The organism is Bradyrhizobium sp. WYCCWR 12699 (assembly GCF_032144035.1).
Classification (GTDB): domain Bacteria; phylum Pseudomonadota; class Alphaproteobacteria; order Rhizobiales; family Xanthobacteraceae; genus Bradyrhizobium.
On sequence record NZ_JAVTJN010000033.1, the window covers coordinates 37,185 to 54,691 of the forward strand.

Consider the following 17,507-nt stretch of genomic DNA (forward strand, 5'->3'; position numbering starts at 1 on the left):
TGCGTTGGGTCAGACCGGATCGAGCGCCAGGCAGTCCTCGGGGCGGAAGCTGACGAATACGCTTTCACCTTGTCTCAGGCCGTCATGTGCGCCCGGCTGAAGCTTGACCATGAACTCGCCGTTGCCGGCGACGTCGAGCACGGCCAGCGCGTGATCGCCGAGATAGATGGTGTTCTGCACCCTCGCCGGCAGGCGGTTCGGTCCGTCGCAGGACGCGCCGTCCGGGACAATGGCGATCCGCTCCGGCCGGACCGACAGCGAGGTGGACGCGCCAGCGCCCTGGATGTTGACCGCCCGCGCGGTCACCGCGCCGCCACCGGCCAGCGCGACGCGGCAATAGTCCTTCTCGACCGTCTCGACGGTGCCTGAAAGCACATTGTTCTCGCCGATGAAATGGGCCACGAAGCTGTTCACCGGGTGCTCGTAAAGCGCGTCGGGCTTGTCGATCTGCTGCACGATGCCGTCGTTGAACACGGCGATGCGATCCGACATGGTGAGCGCTTCGCTCTGATCGTGAGTGACGTAGACGATCGTGATGCCCATCTTCTCGTGCAGCTGCTTGATCTCCAGCTGCATCTGTTCGCGCAGGCGCTTGTCGAGCGCACCGAGCGGCTCGTCCATCAGCACGAGCTGCGGGTTGAAAACCAGCGCGCGCGCCAGCGCCACGCGCTGCTGCTGCCCGCCGGACAGCTGTCCGGGCCGCCGCTGCGCCATGGCTTCCATCTTGATCATGCGCAATGCCGATTTGACGCGCTCCTGCGCTTCCGCCTTGCTCGTCTTGCGAACGGATAGCGGGAAGGCGATATTCTCGGCGATCGTCAGGTGCGGAAACAAGGCGTAATTCTGGAACACCATGCCGATGTCGCGCTTGTGCGGCGGCATGTTCTTGATCGGCCGCTCGCCGAGATAGATCTCGCCATGGGTCGGAACCTCGAAGCCGGCCAGCATCATCAGCGTGGTCGTCTTGCCCGAGCCCGACGGGCCGAGCAGGGTGATGAACTCGCCCTTCCTGATGTCGAGATCGAGGTTCTTCACCACGAGATGCTCGCCATCATAGGTCTTCTGAATGCCGGAAAAGCGCACCAATGCCGGCGCGGGCGTCACCATGCCGGCTTCCATGTTGTCCTCGGCTTGCCGCTACAATGCTGTCAGCACCTCGTTCGAGGTTGCAAGGGGCAGCTTAGCATCCTCGGATGAGAATGCCAGCGGTGCGAGGGATGAAGAGGCGTGGGAGCCGCTACATCCCCGACAGCTTGCTCACAAATACATTCAGCGAGCCGCCGGCTTCCGCGACCACGCGCAACGTTTTGGAATCGAAGGCGATGTCGGCCAGCGTCAGGCTGTCGATCTTGGCGTCGACCTTGAGGCCGTCCTCGCTCTTCTGGTAATCGGCGATGGCGGCGGCGATCTTCTCGCGCGCGTTGGCGGCGATCGGCTTCAGGTCGAGCGTTGCCCTCTGCAGCAGTGCCTGCTGCATCTGGGGCACGACGGCGCGCGCCGCGGCGCCGAGCAGGCCGAACGCCGCCTCGGATTCCACCGCGAGCTGGATGTCGGTGAGCCGCAGCGTCTGTTGCGCCTGGTCGAGCACCGGCCGGCCCCAGATGTGCACGGTCGCCTCGGCGCCGAGGCCGAGCCAGCTCTTCTTCTCCTTGGCGCGCACCAAGAGCGAGATCAGCAGCCGGTCGCCGGACGGGATCACGTTGGCGCTCTTCACGGTGACGTCGACCGGCCCGGAGCCGTCCTCGGGATAGGTGCGGCCCACCATCTGCGCGGTGATCAGCTTGTTGATCTCGGTGAAGGGCACGTCGATGGGAACGCCGATGTTCACGCCGGTGCCGCTCGGCGGCACGATCGAGATCTTGTCGGGGAACGGACAGTCCGGCTTGGTCGGCGTCGAGGTGACGCGCGTCTCCGCTTCCAGGCCCATCAGCAGCGTCACGGCCTGCGCGTCGACGCGCGGCTGCGCGGCGATGGCGCGGATCGGCTTCATCTCCAGCCAGAGCGGCGGAAGCGCGGCCGAGGAGCCCGAGCCCTGCAGCGGGATCGAGCGGCACGCCTTGGCCCATTGCAGCTTCGCATTCTCGCGCAGGCTCGGATCGTTGCGGATGCGCTCGGAGACGATGTTGATCTGCTCGCCGACATTCTTGTCGATCAGCGGCTTGACCTGCGCCGGCACGTTGACCTTGGCGCCGGCGACGTTGACGTTGGTGTCGCCGAGATTGACCTGGGCGCCGAGATTGGGCTCGAGATGCCAGTTGGCCGCGAGCTTCGGGCGCGAGGTGATGACCACGTTGCCCTTGATCTCGGCGCTGGCGTTCAAATTCTTGATGTTGACGGCGCCGATCCGCTTCGCGGCGTCACCGCCGAGCACGCTGCCGAGCGCGTCACCGAGCGCGCCCGTGGCCTTCGCCGACAGCGAGCCCGTCACGTTCAGCTTGCCGGAGAGCGGTGTCGAGATCGTCAGCACGTCCTTGTCGCCCGCCGCTGCCATCGGCCCGCGCACGGCGGTCCAGCCGATGTCGGCGTTCTCCAGGATCTGCGAGACGGGGTTGTCGGCCTTGCCTGCGAAATTGCGCGGCGCGGCTTTCTCGGCCTGCTCGCGGATCGCCGCGATCGCGATCGCGACCGGCGCGATCACGATCGAGCTCTTCGCGACCGGTGGCAGCGGCGGCAATTGTGCGACCGGCGGCGCCGAATTCGTCGCGCGCGGCGCGAGCCAGTCCATCGCCTTCAAGCTGATGAAGAACGACGCCGCGAGCACTGCGACGGCGATCGTGATGGTCTTCAAGTTCAACGTTAGTCGCATCTATCCCCCAGGCCGCCCCGACGAGATTTTACAGGGCGAGCGAGGAGGGCGCTAGAGCGCAACGATGGGGTGGAATTGCGGCGAATGGGTTAACGGCGGGGACGGCGGACTGCTCTCACATTGCCGCGAGGACCGCCACCGCAGAAGAAGCGGTCGCCGCCGTCTGACTCGAGGCCCGAGACCATTGTGCCCGCGGGCAGGTCGAGTTGCTCCAGCACCTTGCCCGTCTCAGGGTCGATCCGCCTGATGTCGCTGTCCTCGCCTTCCCAGGTGCCGTGCCAGAGCTCGCCGTCGACCCAGGTCACCCCGGTCACGAAGCGCTTGCTCTCGATGGTGCGAAGAACCTTGCCGGTTTCCGGATCGACCTGATGGATCTTGCGCTCGCGGTATTGCCCGACCCAGAGCGAGCCCTCGGCCCAGGCGAGGCCGGAATCGCCGCCGCCTCCCGGCGCCGGAATCGTGCCGAGCACCTTGCCCGAGGCCGCATCGATCTTCTGGATGCGATCCTCGGCGATCTGGAACAGGTGCCTTCCGTCGAATGCCGTTCCGGCATGCGCGGCGACGTCGATGGAGCGCGCGACCTTGCCGCTCTCAGGATCGACCGCATTCAATCTGTCGCCGGATGCGAACCAGACATGGCTGCCGTCATAGCTGACGCCATGCACGGCCTCGACGCCCTCGAACGGCCCATACTCCCTGACGATCTCGGCGGCTGAACGCTTCATCTGCTCGCTCCCTGTGATGTGGCCTTGACGTTACGACTTCAGGAGCGGCGTGGGGAGTAACAAGCCTGTCGGGAAACCCGGAACGGGTGGCGTCATCCAGCGCCGCGCCCGGCCATGTCCGAAGCATTGCACCTTGTTCGCGCGTGCCAGCTCGTCGAGCGCCCGCTGCACCGTGCGCGCGCTCGTTCCGAGCGCCAGCGCGAGCGCCGAACTCGACCAGGGCTCGCCGTCGGAGAGGAAGGCGAGGATGCTCGCGTGCTTTTCCTCGACGGGCCGCGCCAGCACGAGAACCTGTCGCGTCTTGCGCGGCGTCAGCGCAAAACCCTGTTTCGTCGCGGTCACATCGGCAAGTGGGCTCAGCTTAGTGCGGAGCCGCCCGATCTCGACGCGCAACCGCGCGCGATGCGATTCATCGAGATGCCTGGCACGAAACGCGTTCGCGATCAGCGTCTGCCGGGAGACGTCCGCGGGCCAGGCCTGCGCCAGGACGCGAACGAGGGCGAACAGCACCGGCCTCGTGCCGAGCGGCACGACGGTGCCGCGCCTGCGAATCGAATGATGGAACGTGTCCACGACGAGCGCCTCGGATGTCTGGAGATCCTCGACCTCGGCAAGCAGCAATGGCCGCTCGTTGCCGCGCGTGATCAGCCGCGCCGCCGGCGCATCGAGCACGCGGCTCGCGCTTTCGACTTCGGCCGCGAGCGCGGGGATGCCGGCGAGCCTCGCGCCGCGCGCTGCCTGGTCAAGCGCCGCGCGCGCGTCTTTCGTTCTGAGGCGCCTGATGGCGATGCCGGCGACGACGAGCGCGCGGACGGCCTGCGATGCCGGCGGGAGCAGGGCGGCGCCGGGCTCGGCCAAAATGCGCTCGGCTTCGTCGAGGCGCCCGACGAGGAGGAGGCGCCGGGCCTCGATGTGGCGCGCATGGGCGGCATTCACGAGATCGCCGTGGTGCTCGAGCGTCGCCCTTGCGGCGGCAAGAGCCCTCGCCGGCCAGCCGAGGTCGCGCGAGACCAGCGCGATCTCGGCTTCGGCCACTATGCATCTGGCGCGCGCCACCGCCTCGCGCGGGCCGAACGCGCGCGCAGCGCTGCGCAGCAGCGACTTGGCCTTGGCGAGGTCGCCGAGCTGCGCCATCGCGATGCCGCGCAGCGCCAGCGACGGCGCGTCGTTGCGCAGCGCAACGCGGTTCAGGGCACCGAGTGGATCGCCCGCCTCGAGCGCCCGTGCGGCGGCCGTGATCAGCGACTCCATTCAAATCCCGCCACACTTGTTACTCCCACCGCGCAACCGCGCGGTGCCAGAAATCGTTGCCAGCCGACGATGTGCGGTGAGGGGCGAGCGGTTCCGCGACCTGCAGGCCGATCGCCCGAATAAGAGATTTGGAGAGTCATGATGACATTAGCCCAGAACGAACCGAATAACGGACAGGCTGTGATGCAAACACCGCCGGTGGTGTCGCCGCAGGACTGGGAGGCAGCCCGTCAGCAACTGCTCGTGAAGGAAAAGGCGCATACCCGTGCCCGCGACGCCCTGGCCGCCGAGCGTCGGCGCATGCCCTGGATGGAAGTGGCCAAAACCTATGCGTTCGAGGGGCCCGGCGGCAAGCTCAGTCTCGCCGACCTGTTCCAGGGCCGGCGGCAGCTGATCGTCTACCGCGCGTTCTTCGAGCCGGGCGTGTTCGGCTGGCCGGATCACGCCTGCCGCGGCTGCTCCATGGTGGCCGATCAGGTCGCCCATGTCGCGCATCTGAATGCCCGCGACACCACGCTGGTGTTCGCCTCGCGCGCGCCGCAGGCCGATATTATCAGGCTGAAGCAGCGGATGGGCTGGACCATGCCATGGGTCACCGTAACAGACAATTTCGATGCCGATTTCGGCGTCGACGAATGGCACGGCACCAACGTGTTCTACCGCGACGGGACGCGCATCTTCCGCACCTATTTCGTCAAGAGCCGCGGCGACGAGCAGATGGGCGGCACCTGGAACTATCTCGACATCACGCCGCTCGGCCGCCAGGAGCTTTGGGAAGACTCGCCAAAAGGCTATCCGCAGACGCCGACCTACAAATGGTGGAACTGGCACGACAGCTATACGGAAGGCGCCGCGCCCGACCAGAAGTGGGTCGAGATCTCTACCGCCGGCGAGAAGGCCTTTCGCGAGGAGGCTGCGCAAGGACGTGACTAGTCCCATCAGCGCAACCGCCAGCGCCGGCCGCGCAAGCGTCGTGGCCGCGCGCCACCTCGCCAGATGGCTGGCCCTGGCGGCAAGCCCGACCTTCGCGATCATGGCCGTGCTGACGGCTGTGATCGGCGGCCCCGCGGACATGCTGTGCGGCGCCGGGCAGGGATCTCTGCTCGGCGGAATGGTGTCGATGTATCTCCTGATGAGCGCGTTTCACTCGGCGGCGTGGCTGAGGTGGATTGCGGAGCGGCGGGGCGGCTATTGCCCGCCTGCCGTCTGCAAGTAAGCCACGATCTTCCCGGCTTCCTCCGCCGACACGCCGCCATAAGGCTGCATCTTGTTGCCCGACACCACCTCGTCCGGCTTGAGCATGAAGCGCGTCAGCTTGTCCTGGTCCCAGGTGAAGCCGGCTTCCTTCATCGACGAGGAGTAGTTGTAGTCCGGCAGCGCGCCGGCCTTGCGCCCGACGATCTTGTTGAGGTTGGGGCCGAGGCGGTTGTCGCCTTCCTTCACGGAATGGCAGGTGCGGCAGGAATTGTTGAAGGCCTGCTGCGCTGCCTCAGCGCCCGCAGGTTGCTGCGCGAGCGAGGCGGGGGCGGACACGAGCGGCGTCAGTGCGCCGGCGCAGACGAGGGCGTGCAGCCGTCGATACGGCGGGGATTGCAGGCGTGATCGCATCTGCGTCTCCATTGGGGACCGCGCCGCAGCAAGCGCGCGTCGACATGTCGAGGCAAACGAAAGCGGCCCCGGTGGGTTCCGGGGCCGTTTGCGTCACAATGTCCTGCCGGTTCAGCGCGTCGCGGTGCCGAGCTCGGCGCGGCGCTCCGTCATCGGCAGCACCACGACCTTGGTGCCGACGTTGACGCGGGAGTAGAGGTCGGTGACGTCGTCATTGGTCATGCGGATGCAGCCGGACGAGACGCGCTTGCCGATGGTCTCGGGGGCGTTGGTGCCGTGGATGCGGTAGATGGTGCCGCCGAGATACATGGCGCGCGCACCGAGCGGATTGCCGGGGCCGCCGGCCATGTGGCGCGGCAGATAGGGCTGGCGGGCGATCATCTCCGGCGGAGGCGTCCAGGCCGGCCATTCCGCCTTGCGGGTCACCGACTGAATGCCGGACCAGGTGAAGCCGTCGCGGCCGACACCGATGCCGTAGCGCAGCGCCTGACCGTTGCCGAGCACGTAATAGAGATAGGTGTTGGGGGTATCGATGATGATGGTGCCCGGCGCCTCGCGCGTTGCATAGGAAACGGTCTGGCGGCGGAAACGGGCCGGCATCTCGACGGCGTCCTGATCCTCGGACGGCTCGGTCTGGTAGGTGGGCGCCTGATAGGGCTGGTAGGGCTGGAATGGCTGCGGCGCGGCCATCGGCGGCAGCGGCTGGAAGAACGGGAAGATCTGCACCGGTGCGGCCCTGGCTGGACCTGCGAATGCAATCGCGGAGACCGCGACTGCGCCGAAAGCAACGGCGCGCGAAAACGTCTTGAAAATATCCAGATTGAACATGTGATCGCCCCTGTTTGCTCGGTGGTCTTGGCCACCGCGGCACCGTTGCGGTGCTCTGTTGCCTGGATCACTAACGGCAAAACGTTTCGGGACATTTGCGCGGAAAACCGAAAACGGTTTCACGGCGGCAAGGATTGTTTCATGACGGTTTCGTGGCTGGGTCCGCCCGTTAACGAACAAAACAGCCCGCGGACACTTCTATGACGTCACACGCCTGAAATATCCTTCGTTGATGGTCGATGCCTGAGAATCATCAAACTCTCGGGATTTTCCCATGCGGGTATTAATCGCGACCGACGCCTGGCATCCGCAGGTCAACGGCGTGGTCCGGACGCTGACCTCGCTGGCAAATGCGGCCAAGGCCCTCGATGTCGAGATCGACTTTCTGACACCCGACGGCTTTCCGTCCTGGCCGCTGCCGACCTATCCGAGCCTGCGCATCGCGCTGCCTTCGGGCAAAGAGATCGCGCGGCGGATCGAGAAGGGGGCACCGGACGCGCTGCATATCGCGACCGAGGGGCCGATCGGCTGGGCCGCGCGGGCCTATTGCCGGCGCAACCGGCTCGCCTTCACCACCTCCTACACCACGCGCTTTCCGGAATACGTCTCGGTGCGGACCGGCATTCCCGCCAGCGTCGGCTATGCCGTGCTGCGCCATTTCCACGATGCCGCCGCCATGACCATGGTGGCGACGCCGTCGCTGCGGCAGGAGTTGTCCGAGCGTGGCTTCAAGCGGCTCGGCTTCTGGACGCGCGGCGTCAACACCGAGCTGTTCCATCCCGACGCTCCGGCGAGGCTCGACCTGCCGGGTCCGATCTTCATGACCATGGGCCGCGTCGCGGTGGAGAAGAACCTCGAAGCGTTCCTCTCGCTCGACCTGCCCGGCACCAAGGTCGTCGTCGGCGACGGCCCGCAGAGGGCCGCGCTCGAAAGGAAATATCCCGATGCCGTCTTTCTCGGCGAGAAGAAGGGCGCCGATCTCACCGCGCATCTCGCCGCCGCCGACGTGTTCGTGTTTCCGAGCCTGACCGATACGTTCGGCGTGGTGCAGTTGGAGGCGCTGGCCTGCGGCACGCCGGTGGCCGCATTTCCGGTCACGGGCCCGAAGGACGTCATCGCCGATCATCCGATCGGCGCGATCGACCACGATCTGCGGTCCGCGTGCCTGCGCGCGCTCGCCATGTCGCGCGAGACCTGTCGCAACTTCGCGCTGGAGCGTTCCTGGGAGAACAGCGCGCGCCAGTTCGTCGGCAATCTCACCTCACTTCAGCCCAGCCGCGTCTTGCGCGCTTCGCCCCGCATGGCGCGGCGGCCGGTGCGCGGTTGATCCATACTTTGACCCACAGCGAGAACCTCATCGATGGCTAAGATCATGAACCTTGACGGCACCCAGCAGCTCGACCTCACCCGCGGCACGGTCGAGCAGGCCTATGACCGCTGGGCGCCGGTCTACGACCTCGTGTTCGGCGGCGTGTTCGCCAAGGGCCGGCAGGCCGCGATCGCGGCCACCAACAAGATCGGCGGCCGCGTGCTCGAGGTCGGTGTCGGCACCGGCATCTCGCTGCCGCTCTATGCCCCGCACCTGCGCATCTTCGGCACCGACATTTCGGAAGCCATGCTCGACAAGGCGCGCCAGCGCGTTACCGAGGGCAAGCTGAAGAACGTCGAGGGCCTCGCGGTGATGGACGCCGAGAAGCTCGAATTTCCCGACAATTCCTTCGACGTCGTGATGGCGCAATATGTCGTCACCGCGGTGCCGAACCCGGAGAAGGCGCTCGACGAATTCGCCCGCGTGCTGCGCCCGGGCGGCGAGCTGATCATCCTCACCCGCGTCAGCGCGGACGCCGGCATGCGCCGGTTCATCGAACAGAAGCTGCAGCCGGTGGTGCGTCCGCTCGGCTTCCGCACCGCCGAGTTCGCCTGGTCGCGCTATGCGAAATGGCTGGCCGGCGCCCACGGCATCGAGCTCGCCGAACGTCGTTTGATTCCGCCGCTCGGTCATTTCTCGCTGGTGCGCTTCCGCAAGATCGACATCGCCAAGGCGGCGTGAGCCTACGCGTCGCGTGCGTCATCGCGCCGCTGCGTGCCGTCACATGACAGGATGATGTTGTCACACGGCGTACATCGAATCCGTTTAACCCGGTACCCGAAAGCATCTTGGGGAAGAGCATGATCAAGAATTATCTCGAGCAGCTGCGGATCCAGCGCTGGGACGACCATCGCTACTATCACCACAGCCGCATCAATCAGAGCCTGCACTTCGTCAGCGCGCTGAGCTTCCTCTTCGCCTATGTCTGGCTGTTCGTCGACCCTGTCGTCTCCGCGCTGGTCGGTTGGCTGGTCTCGATGACCTCGCGCCAGGCCGGTCACTTCTTCTTCGAGCCGCACACCTACGACCACATCAACCAGGCGACGCACGAGTACAAGGAAGAGATCAAGGTCGGCTACAATTTGCAGCGCAAGGTGGTGCTGATGGCGATCTGGGCGGCCTCGCCGCTGGTGCTGTTCCTCGACCCGACGCTGTTCGGCCTGTTCACGCCCTGGGCCGGCGCGACCGACTTCATGCGGCAGGTCGCCAAGATCTGGCTCGTGGTCGGCGGCGGCGGCCTCTTGTTCCGCACCGTGCACCTGTTCTTCATCCGCGACGTCGAGACCGGCCTCGTCTGGATGACCAAGATCCTGACCGATCCGTTCCACGATCTGATGCTCTACCGCAGTGCTCCGCTTGCCCTGATGCGCGGTGAGCTGATGGATCCCGGCCTGCACCTCAACCCCGAGCACACGCTGGGCCTCATCGGCGAGCCCACGCTCGAAGAGCAGCACGCCTGAGCGCGCTACGTACACAACACACTCCGATGTCTGATGGTTACGTCATGCCCGGCCTCGTGCCGGGCATCCACGTGCTGGGGGCTGCTTCGCCTCTGCCCGCGTGCGGTAGGGCAATCGCATATGGCGCACACAACCCCGCGGCATCGGCGGCAAGCCCGCGAAGTGTGGCCTCAGCGCCCAAAACGCTTGGCCAGCATCTCTTTCAGGATCTGCCGCTTGATAGTCTTGTTGGTAAGCACGCCGTCGTGCCACCAGAAGCCGTCGGCCTTCATCTTCCCGGCCGCGCGGACGAAGCGGTCGGCGACTTCGGTGAAGTCGGCGTCGGTGTAGTTCAGGCTGAAGATCAGCCGGCCGGTGCCGACCCAGCTCAGCGCCAGGCCCTCGGCGCGCAAATAATATTGCAGCATCCAATTGTAGCGGGAGGGCGTCGTGTATTTCACCGTCCAGATCGACGAGAAGTTGGCGAACCGCACCGGCAGGTCGGCGTCCGTCATCATCTGGTTGAGCATTTGGACGCGACCGTTCCAAGTTTCTTCCAGTCCATCATAAATGGCATGGAAGTTCGGGCTGGCGAGCCGGCTCAAAAACTCGTCCATTGCCGTCATGACGTAGGGATGCGAGTTGAAGGTGCCGCGGGCGAAGCAGATGTCGGCAGGACGGTCATCGCGGAAGCGGCGCATCAGCTCGCGCTTGCCGCAGACCACGCCGACCGGCAGGCCGCCGGCGAGGCTCTTGCCGTAGGTCACCATGTCGGCGCTCACGCCGAAATATTCCTGGGCACCGCCGGCGGCGAGCCGGAAGCCGACGAAGACCTCGTCGAAGACCAGCACGATGCCGCGCTGGTCGCAGACCTCGCGCAGCTTCTTGAGCCATTCGGTGTAGGCCGCGCGATCGAAGTTGCCGCCGCGGGAGGAATCCACCAGCGAGGAATCGCCGGGCGCGTTGGCGTTCGGGTGCAGGCCTTGCAGCGGGTTGACCAGCACGCAGGCGATGTCCTTGCGCGTACGCAGCACATGCAGCGTCTTCTCCGACATCTCGGCGAGGGTGTAGGTCTCGTGCGCGGCAATGGGATTGCCGACGCCCGGCTGCACGTCGCCCCACCAGCCGTGATAGGCGCCGGCAAAGCGGACCAGATGCGTGCGCTTGGTGTGGTAGCGCGCCAGCCGCACCGCCTGCATCACGGCCTCGGTGCCGGACATGTGGAACGAGACCTCGTCGAGGCCCGAGATCCGGCAGAGACGCTGCACATTGTCGAGGATCACGGGATGGTAGGGGCCGAGCACCGGGCCGAGTGCATGCGCGCGCTTCTCGGCGCCCTCGATGCACTCCTTGTAGAAATCGTTGCCGAAAATGTTGACGCCGTAGGACCCCGTGAGATCGTAGGACGTGTTGCCGTCGACATCCGTGACGGTGACGCCGCTGGACGACTCCACGAAGGTCGAGGTGCCCAGGTGCTCGCGGACCAGGCGCGAGAACTGGAACGGCACGCGGTAGCTCTCGGTGAAGTTCAGGTCGGAGATCTTGTCCGCCGCTTCCTTCGTCATCGCGCGGCCCTTCGGGTAGCGCTCGGCGTAGAGGGCGGCGAGACGAAAGAAGGCCTCCTTGCGCTGCGCGGCGATGTCCGCCGGCGCACCGTCGCACGAGAAGATGTCGTTCTCTCCGTATTCGTAGAACGGCAGCAGCTTTGCCACCCGGCGCGACATCTTGGAGTGCCCGGCGAGCGAGCGATGCTTGGCGCGGGACAGTTCGATCCGCGCTTTCAGCTTCGGGAGGACGGCGGCAGCAGACGCTGCGGCGGCCACGGACATCGAGAGAATCGGGAGTGTCGTTTCCATGACAACAAGCGCTAATACTGTGAGCTGACAGATTCATGACAGTCAAAGCCCTCATCGCCTCTTTCACCCAGCAGGAAGACCTCAACTTTCTGTTGACCAACCGCATCCCGCGCGCGGCGCTGACCCGCTTCATGGGCTGGTTCTCCAAGATCGAGAATCCCCTCGTGCGGGACTTCTCGATCGCGCTGTGGAAGCTGTTCTCCGACCTCGATCTGTCCGAGGCGAAGAAGACCCACTTCAAGAGCCTGCACGATTGTTTTACCCGGGAGCTGAAGCCGGGCTTGCGCCCCTTTGATCCCGACCCCACCATTGTCGCCAGCCCCTCGGATGGCATTGTCGGCGCTCACGGCAGGATCGCGGACACCGAGCTGTTCCAGGTCAAGGGCGCGCCCTATTCGCTGCTCGACCTCGTCGGCGATTCCGCGCTGGTGGATCAGCACCGCAACGGCAGCTTCGTGACGCTGCGGCTGACGTCGAGCATGTATCATCGCTTCCATGCGCCCTTCGATGCGCATATCGAGCGCGTCACGCTGATCCACGGCGACGTCTGGAACGTCAATCCGATCGCGCTCAAGCGCGTCGAGCGCCTGTTCTGCAAGAACGAGCGCGCGGTGATCCGCACGCATTTGTCGACCGGCGAGGCCGTGACGCTGGTACCGGTCGCCGCGATCCTGGTCGCGAGCATCCGCCTGCACTTCCTCGATAGGGTGCTGAACGCGCAGACGCGCGGTCCGGTCAACTTTCCCTGCGACGTCAACGTGACCAAGGGCGAGGAACTCGGCTGGTTCGAGCATGGCTCGACCATCATCATCCTCGCGCCGGGCGATTTCAGCTTCTGTGACGGCATCGCCGAGGGCACGCGCATCCGTGCCGGCGAGGCGCTGCTCAGAAGAAAGTAGCCTTCAATCTGCCGTTCCGGCCGCCTATATCGTCGGTGGGGACGATTCGACGGCGACGGATTTGGTGATGGCGCGGGCGCCGGTGATGGCGGCGGGTGGTATCGTGCTGCGGCGTGGTTCGACGCCGCTGATCGCGGTCGTGCGCCAGCGCAAGCGCAACGAATGGGTCCTGCCCAAGGGCAAGCTCGACGACGGCGAGACGCCGAAGGAGGCCGCGCATCGCGAGGTGCTGGAAGAAACCGGCCACGACGTCGCCGTTCACGAATTTCTCGGCACGCTCGTCTACCAGTCCGGCGGACGTTCGAAGGTCGTGCATTTCTGGCGCATGGAAGCCGAGGGCGGTCCCGTCCGCAAGCTGATGAACGACATCAAGGCGGTCGATTGGCTCGCGCTGGACGACGCGATCGCGCGGCTGTCGCGCGAATATGAACGCGCGTTCCTGACCCAGATTGGCCCGATCGCGCTTGCGGCCGCGGTGCTCGCGCCGTCGCCGGCGCCCGAGCCGGTGCAATCGGCCGATGACATGGATGCAGCCTTGCAGGCGCTGACACCCGCCGAAGCCGCCTCCGTCGACGAGTTGCGCCACGGCCTGTTGCAGAAGGTGAAGGCCTGGCTGCGCGGCGAGGCGTGAGGCACGCTGCGCTGCTGGCGCGCCTGGAGACCATCCGCAAGTCGATATGCCGGTGGAAGCGTGGGCTGACGGAGGGGGAGGGGTGCTCCTCCAGCGCTATCGTGCGGACGCGGGCGCTGCCTCGAGGGTCACCGCCGCTCCTTCTCCTTCGGAGCGGGTGCTGGTTTGCGCGGGGCCGCCGGACGCTGCGCGGCGGGGAGGCGCTGCTGGAATCCGCCGGGGCGTTGCATGCCCGGCGGTTGAGCCGCAGGCGGCTGGCCCGATTGCATGCCGGTGCGCGGCAGTTGCGGCTGTGTAGCCGGCTGCTGTGGCGGCACGACTCCCCCGGGCTGAATCTGTCCGCCGCGTTGCGGCTGGGTTTGCGGCGTGCCGATCGGCGGTGTGCGCTGTCCGGCGCGGGGTGCTCCTGGACGTCCTGCGCCTTGCTGCTGGCCGGGCTGTTGCTGGCCTTGTTGCTGTTGCCCCTGACCCGCACGCGGTGTGCCCGGTTGCACCGCGCCACCTTGCTGGCCCTGCCGCTGCTGCGGCGGCTGGGCGCCTGGCTGGGTCCCTTGCCGGCCCGGTGCGCCCGGCTGCTGCTGACCAGGACGGTTGTTCTGGCCTGGCTGGCCGTTCGGGCGCTGGGGCTGCTGTCCCGGTACGGTGGTCGCCGGACGCAATTGCTGTTGCTGCGGCGGCAGCGCCGGCCGCGGAATGCGGCTCTGCGCCGTCGGATTGGCGCGGCGGAAGTCGCGCTGCTCGGTGACGATCTGACGGCCCGTGGTTTGCGCCAGATGCACCTGACTGACGAAGCCGCGGTCGCGCACGATCTGCTGCGCGGGAATCGTGATCGGCACCGCCGCAAAGCGCATGCCGCCCGCGCCGGCAGCGCCAGGCCGGATCGCAAAGCCGCTCGCGCCTTGCGTCAACGCGCCGAGCCGCGTGCCGCTGGTGCGGTCGTCGACGTCGATGTGGCCGACGCGGCCGTCGGCATCGGGATAGAGCTTGATGTTGACGTTGCGCGCGCTGCTCGCGGCCGCGCCTTCGGGCACGTCGACGACGCCGGTGGTGCCGCGGATGCCGAGCGTCGCTGTCGGCGTCGTGATCTTCATGTTGCCGGTCTTCGCCACGGCAGCCGCGACGAAGGCGACCGTGCCCTTGCCGACGTCGAAAATTCCGGAGTTCTGCTTGCCGCCGTCCTCATAGACGTAATTGTCGATAGTGATCTTCGACGAGGCGGAGAGGTTGAACGTGGTGGCGTCGTTGAAGGTGATGCCGAGCGTGGAGTTCGACGAGGTCTGCACGATGTCGTTGAGGTAGATGTCGTCGCGCACCGCAGCGGATAGGAGTTCTTGTCGCGGATCACGGTCGCGATCCCCGTGACGGTCGCGACGTTGCCGATCGGCTCGACGGTGGATTGCGCATCTGTCGAGGGGGCAGGCGAGGCCGAAGGCGTCGGGGAGGCGGAAGGGGCTGGGGAAGAAGCAGGCGCCGGCTCTGCCTGCGGCTGCGCCTGCGCGAGCTCGATTGCATCGGATGCATGCGCTGCGCCGCTGCCCGCCAGCGGCAATGCCAGCAGCGCAAGCGCGAACACGAAGCGGCGCCAGGCCAGCAATGATGTCACGAGGAAGTCCCGGTGAGAACGCGAGGCGAGATCGGCCGATATCAGCCGGAGGGACCTGAATGGCGGATGAACATGTGTCGCAGGGGTGAGAAGGCCAAATGGTGTGCGGTGCCAGCTTGGGGCTAAACCTCTCTACGCCGTCATGGCCGGGCTTGACCCGGCCATCCACGCCTTGCTTCGCGTCACTCAGAACGTGGATGCCCGGGACAAGCCCGGGCATGACGAAGATTTGCAGCTGTGGCGCGAGATCCTCAGATGCGCAATTGCGCGCCATGGTTCGGTGCTTGGCATCGCCCCGGATGACGCGCTCCGCGTGTCAGCTCACGCGCTTCCAGGTCTGGCCGCCGCAGAACATGCCGCCGAAGGCGCAGCCCTGCACGCGCATCGCATTCGGGCCCTTCATCGCGATGGTCGAGTCGTAGTTGCGGCCGGAGTTGGGATCGTGAATGCGGCCGCTCCACTTCGCGCCCTCGGGCTTCATGTTGATCAGGATGCGCTCGTTGGTCTTCTCGGCGTAGCCGCACAGATTGGCGCCGCACTGCTCGACGCGGACATTGCCCTTGCCCTCTTCGGTCGCCCAGACGCCGATCGGCGAGTTCGCCGCGGCCACGGGCGCGGCGGCAACCGGGGCCGGAGCGGGCGCAACCGCGACCGGCGCGGGAGCAGCAACGGGAGCAGGCGCCGCGACGGGCGCAGGCTGCGTCGTCGTGTCGAGGGACGGCGCGGCGGCAACGGTCGGCGCGGGTGCGGCCGGAGCGACAACGGGCGCGGCCGGCGCGGTGGCCTGGACCGGCGCCTGTTGCACGGGCTGCTGCACCGGAGCCGGTGCGGGCTGCGCGGTCGTGGCCGGAGCCGGCGTGGTGTCGACGTCATCGTCCTTGGAGCCGCCGAGGCCCTTGAGGTTGATGTTGTTCAGCTTGATCGGCTTGTCCGACAGGCCCGGCGCGACGATGGTCACGCAATTGAGCGAGGCGCAGTTGCGCGGCGTCTCGATGCGGATGTGCTGGCCCTCGATCTGGAACGAGATCGTATTGCCGCCGGCATGGGCGGCAGCGGTCGACGCCAGGAAGAGTGCGGTGGCGGCGATGGTGAGCTTGTTCATGACAACCTCCGAAATGGCGTTGGTCCCGAGATGGGCTGAAGACGCTGGTGGATGAAGCGTGGTTCGACCCTACGCCGGACTGGCCGGGCGTTCTGTGATGGGGGTCACAACGGTGCGCGCCGCCTGGGTGAGGCAGCGCACATTCAGCCGCGGTTCCTCTGCGTAAGGTCGTCGCGATACTGAGGGAGACGGCGATGCAACGGCTTGCGACTTCGCTTGGCATAATGATCGCACTGCTGGCGATCGCGCCGGCGGCCGAGGCCGGCTCCTATTCGTTCTCGATTGGCGGTCACCGCTTCCGTGTCGAGGCGCCGCGCAATTGCCGATCTGCGTCCTGTGTTTCGGTGTCCTCGAATCGCAGCATCCGGCCGACAGAAGATGCCGGTGTGACATCGACCCCGCCAGCGCCGGCTGCGGCCGCGCCGCCGGCCAATGTCGTCATTCCGGTCAGGCCGGCGACCGTGGTCGTGCCGTCACCGGTGCCGGCGGCTCCCGTCATGGCCGCGACGACGTCGCAACCCGTCGTGCTGCCGCCGGCGCCAAAACCCGAGGCGTCAAGACCCGAGGCGCCGAGCCCGCATCCGCCACGGGTTGAGCTGCCGCGCATCGATCCACCGAAGACCGTCATGCTCGATCCGCCGCGCATGGAGCCGCCGCCCGTTCCGAGCCCCGAGATCAAGCCGACCGCGGCGGCTGCACAGCGCAACGACGACGAGCAGGCCTATACGCCGCTCGGCGAATGGGAGAGTGTCGGTGCCAAGGGCACGGTCCGCATCGAGCGCTGCGGGCCCGCATTGTGCGGCTACGCGCTGACCGAGGCTTTGAGCCGGGGCGAGAGCGTGCTCGTCAACATGAAGCCGAAATCGCACGACGCCTGGACCGGCAGCATCTACAGCCGCTCCAGCGGCAACACCTATTACTCGACGATGACGCTGAAGAGCCCCGGCAGGCTCCACGTCGAGGCCTGCGCGTTCTGGCGTTTCTGGTGCTCGGGCAACGACTGGACGCGCGTCGAGGCGCCGCAGGAGCAGCTGATCACCACGTCGCGGCAGTGGAATGCACGGTCTTAATATTTGCGGCAGTCCCGCTGCTCCCCTCTCCCACAAGGGGAAAAAGGGAAGAGATCGCCTGCGACGGGCTTGGTAAACCGCTAGATCATGCCGAGCACGATGGCGCCGACGAAGGCCATGGCGAGGTACGCGGTGACTACGCTCAGTCTCCCGGCGAACGTCATGAGGTCGCTCCCACCCTGCGCGCTGCTTTGGCGCGCGAGCCGGTATGGTTAACAGAGAGTCTCGGCGCGAAAAAGTCAGCCTTGCTGTCGCTCGGTTCTGCCCGGGGTTCGGCATGCGTGAGCCGGTATGGTTAAAGAACACTGAAATCAACGTGT

Annotated in this window: 16 protein-coding genes and 1 pseudogene; 8 read left to right on the forward strand and 9 right to left on the reverse strand. The window is 66.4% G+C overall.

The genetic code is table 11. The features are described from left to right. Window positions 1–9 precede the first annotated feature (9 nt). The 4 genes from RPS27_RS20280 to RPS27_RS20295 form a co-directional block, all read right to left on the reverse strand. Window positions 10–1,119: an ABC transporter ATP-binding protein gene (locus RPS27_RS20280; protein WP_212067711.1), complete on the reverse strand. Its 1,110-nt coding sequence runs from the start codon at window positions 1,117–1,119 to the stop codon at window positions 10–12. A gap of 118 nt (window positions 1,120–1,237) precedes the next feature. Beyond that, a complete protein-coding gene (locus tag RPS27_RS20285) occupies window positions 1,238–2,806 on the reverse strand; it encodes a DUF4403 family protein (protein WP_212067710.1) in 1,569 nt (522 codons plus the stop codon). 89 nt (window positions 2,807–2,895) lie between these two features. Next, entirely contained in the window at window positions 2,896–3,531 is a 636-nt protein-coding gene (locus RPS27_RS20290; RefSeq protein ID WP_194403970.1) for a DUF6923 family protein, read from the reverse strand. A gap of 30 nt (window positions 3,532–3,561) precedes the next feature. Further along, the gene (locus RPS27_RS20295; RefSeq protein WP_211416262.1) at window positions 3,562–4,782 is read right to left on the reverse strand and encodes a helix-turn-helix domain-containing protein; all 1,221 of its coding nucleotides are present in this window, start codon (window positions 4,780–4,782) and stop codon (window positions 3,562–3,564) included. A 141-nt stretch (window positions 4,783–4,923) separates the two neighbouring features. On the opposite strand from RPS27_RS20295, the gene RPS27_RS20300 reads away from it, so the two are divergent. Then, window positions 4,924–5,715 carry a DUF899 domain-containing protein gene (locus RPS27_RS20300; protein WP_374762356.1) on the forward strand — a complete coding sequence of 264 codons (792 nt, stop codon included), beginning with the start codon at window positions 4,924–4,926 and terminating at the stop codon, window positions 5,713–5,715. Next, window positions 5,708–5,998 (forward strand): hypothetical protein, encoded by a 291-nt coding sequence (locus RPS27_RS20305; RefSeq protein ID WP_212067709.1) that lies wholly within the window; start codon window positions 5,708–5,710, stop codon window positions 5,996–5,998. Before RPS27_RS20300 ends, RPS27_RS20305 begins: the two co-directional genes overlap by 8 nt. Here RPS27_RS20305 and RPS27_RS20310 read toward each other — a convergent pair. Beyond that, window positions 5,971–6,390, reverse strand: coding sequence for a c-type cytochrome (locus tag RPS27_RS20310; protein WP_249131947.1), 420 nt, complete (start codon window positions 6,388–6,390; stop codon window positions 5,971–5,973). The genes RPS27_RS20305 and RPS27_RS20310 overlap by 28 nt on opposite strands. A 111-nt stretch (window positions 6,391–6,501) precedes the next feature. After that, on the reverse strand, window positions 6,502–7,218 hold the full coding sequence (locus RPS27_RS20315; protein ID WP_212067707.1) for a L,D-transpeptidase: 717 nt from the start codon (window positions 7,216–7,218) through the stop codon (window positions 6,502–6,504). A 274-nt stretch (window positions 7,219–7,492) separates the two neighbouring features. Here RPS27_RS20315 and RPS27_RS20320 point away from each other — a divergent pair, with 274 nt between their 5' ends. From RPS27_RS20320 to RPS27_RS20330, 3 genes are all read left to right on the forward strand, one after another. Beyond that, window positions 7,493–8,545, forward strand: coding sequence for a glycosyltransferase family 4 protein (locus RPS27_RS20320; protein WP_212067706.1), 1,053 nt, complete (start codon window positions 7,493–7,495; stop codon window positions 8,543–8,545). 33 nt (window positions 8,546–8,578) lie between these two features. Continuing rightward, complete coding sequence (locus RPS27_RS20325; protein WP_211416268.1) at window positions 8,579–9,268, forward strand: class I SAM-dependent methyltransferase; 690 nt, start codon at window positions 8,579–8,581, stop codon at window positions 9,266–9,268. 119 nt (window positions 9,269–9,387) lie between these two features. After that, a complete protein-coding gene (locus tag RPS27_RS20330; RefSeq protein ID WP_211416269.1) occupies window positions 9,388–10,047 on the forward strand; it encodes a hypothetical protein in 660 nt (219 codons plus the stop codon). 170 nt (window positions 10,048–10,217) lie between these two features. Here the strand turns inward: RPS27_RS20330 and RPS27_RS20335 are convergent, their stop codons facing one another. Then, window positions 10,218–11,882: an aminotransferase class III-fold pyridoxal phosphate-dependent enzyme gene (locus RPS27_RS20335; RefSeq protein WP_212067705.1), complete on the reverse strand. Its 1,665-nt coding sequence runs from the start codon at window positions 11,880–11,882 to the stop codon at window positions 10,218–10,220. 35 nt (window positions 11,883–11,917) lie between these two features. Between RPS27_RS20335 and asd the strand changes: the two genes are divergently transcribed. Together asd and RPS27_RS20345 are read left to right on the forward strand one after the other, a co-directional pair. Further along, window positions 11,918–12,781 carry an archaetidylserine decarboxylase gene (gene asd, locus RPS27_RS20340; protein ID WP_212067704.1) on the forward strand — a complete coding sequence of 288 codons (864 nt, stop codon included), beginning with the start codon at window positions 11,918–11,920 and terminating at the stop codon, window positions 12,779–12,781. A gap of 67 nt (window positions 12,782–12,848) precedes the next feature. After that, complete coding sequence (locus RPS27_RS20345; protein ID WP_212067703.1) at window positions 12,849–13,412, forward strand: NUDIX hydrolase; 564 nt, start codon at window positions 12,849–12,851, stop codon at window positions 13,410–13,412. 128 nt (window positions 13,413–13,540) lie between these two features. On the opposite strand, the pseudogene RPS27_RS20350 reads toward RPS27_RS20345, so the two are convergent. Further along, a pseudogene (locus RPS27_RS20350) lies at window positions 13,541–15,006 on the reverse strand (FecR domain-containing protein). Between the two features lie 325 nt (window positions 15,007–15,331). Beyond that, window positions 15,332–16,117 (reverse strand): DUF2147 domain-containing protein, encoded by a 786-nt coding sequence (locus RPS27_RS20355; protein WP_211416274.1) that lies wholly within the window; start codon window positions 16,115–16,117, stop codon window positions 15,332–15,334. A 194-nt stretch (window positions 16,118–16,311) separates the two neighbouring features. Here RPS27_RS20355 and RPS27_RS20360 point away from each other — a divergent pair, with 194 nt between their 5' ends. After that, window positions 16,312–17,187, forward strand: a complete 876-nt coding sequence (locus tag RPS27_RS20360) for a DUF2147 domain-containing protein (protein WP_212067702.1) — start codon at window positions 16,312–16,314, stop codon at window positions 17,185–17,187. The last annotated feature ends 320 nt before the right edge of the window (window positions 17,188–17,507 follow it).

Excerpts from the sequence above, each read along its gene's own strand:
- RPS27_RS20320 (WP_212067706.1), top strand. The coding sequence starts at position 7,493 with ATGCGGGTATTAATCGCGACCGACGCCTGGCATCCGCAGGTCAACGGC.
- RPS27_RS20315 (WP_212067707.1), bottom strand. The coding sequence starts at position 7,218 with ATGTTCAATCTGGATATTTTCAAGACGTTTTCGCGCGCCGTTGCTTTC.
- asd (WP_212067704.1), top strand. The coding sequence starts at position 11,918 with ATGACAGTCAAAGCCCTCATCGCCTCTTTCACCCAGCAGGAAGACCTC.
- RPS27_RS20295 (WP_211416262.1), bottom strand. The coding sequence starts at position 4,782 with ATGGAGTCGCTGATCACGGCCGCCGCACGGGCGCTCGAGGCGGGCGAT.
- RPS27_RS20330 (WP_211416269.1), top strand. The coding sequence starts at position 9,388 with ATGATCAAGAATTATCTCGAGCAGCTGCGGATCCAGCGCTGGGACGAC.
- RPS27_RS20360 (WP_212067702.1), top strand. The coding sequence starts at position 16,312 with ATGCAACGGCTTGCGACTTCGCTTGGCATAATGATCGCACTGCTGGCG.
- RPS27_RS20285 (WP_212067710.1), bottom strand. The coding sequence starts at position 2,806 with ATGCGACTAACGTTGAACTTGAAGACCATCACGATCGCCGTCGCAGTG.
- RPS27_RS20355 (WP_211416274.1), bottom strand. The coding sequence starts at position 16,117 with ATGAACAAGCTCACCATCGCCGCCACCGCACTCTTCCTGGCGTCGACC.
- RPS27_RS20335 (WP_212067705.1), bottom strand. The coding sequence starts at position 11,882 with ATGGAAACGACACTCCCGATTCTCTCGATGTCCGTGGCCGCCGCAGCG.
- RPS27_RS20345 (WP_212067703.1), top strand. The coding sequence starts at position 12,849 with ATGGCGCGGGCGCCGGTGATGGCGGCGGGTGGTATCGTGCTGCGGCGT.
- RPS27_RS20280 (WP_212067711.1), bottom strand. The coding sequence starts at position 1,119 with ATGGAAGCCGGCATGGTGACGCCCGCGCCGGCATTGGTGCGCTTTTCC.
- RPS27_RS20290 (WP_194403970.1), bottom strand. The coding sequence starts at position 3,531 with ATGAAGCGTTCAGCCGCCGAGATCGTCAGGGAGTATGGGCCGTTCGAG.
- RPS27_RS20310 (WP_249131947.1), bottom strand. The coding sequence starts at position 6,390 with ATGCGATCACGCCTGCAATCCCCGCCGTATCGACGGCTGCACGCCCTC.
- RPS27_RS20325 (WP_211416268.1), top strand. The coding sequence starts at position 8,579 with ATGGCTAAGATCATGAACCTTGACGGCACCCAGCAGCTCGACCTCACC.
- RPS27_RS20300 (WP_374762356.1), top strand. The coding sequence starts at position 4,924 with ATGACATTAGCCCAGAACGAACCGAATAACGGACAGGCTGTGATGCAA.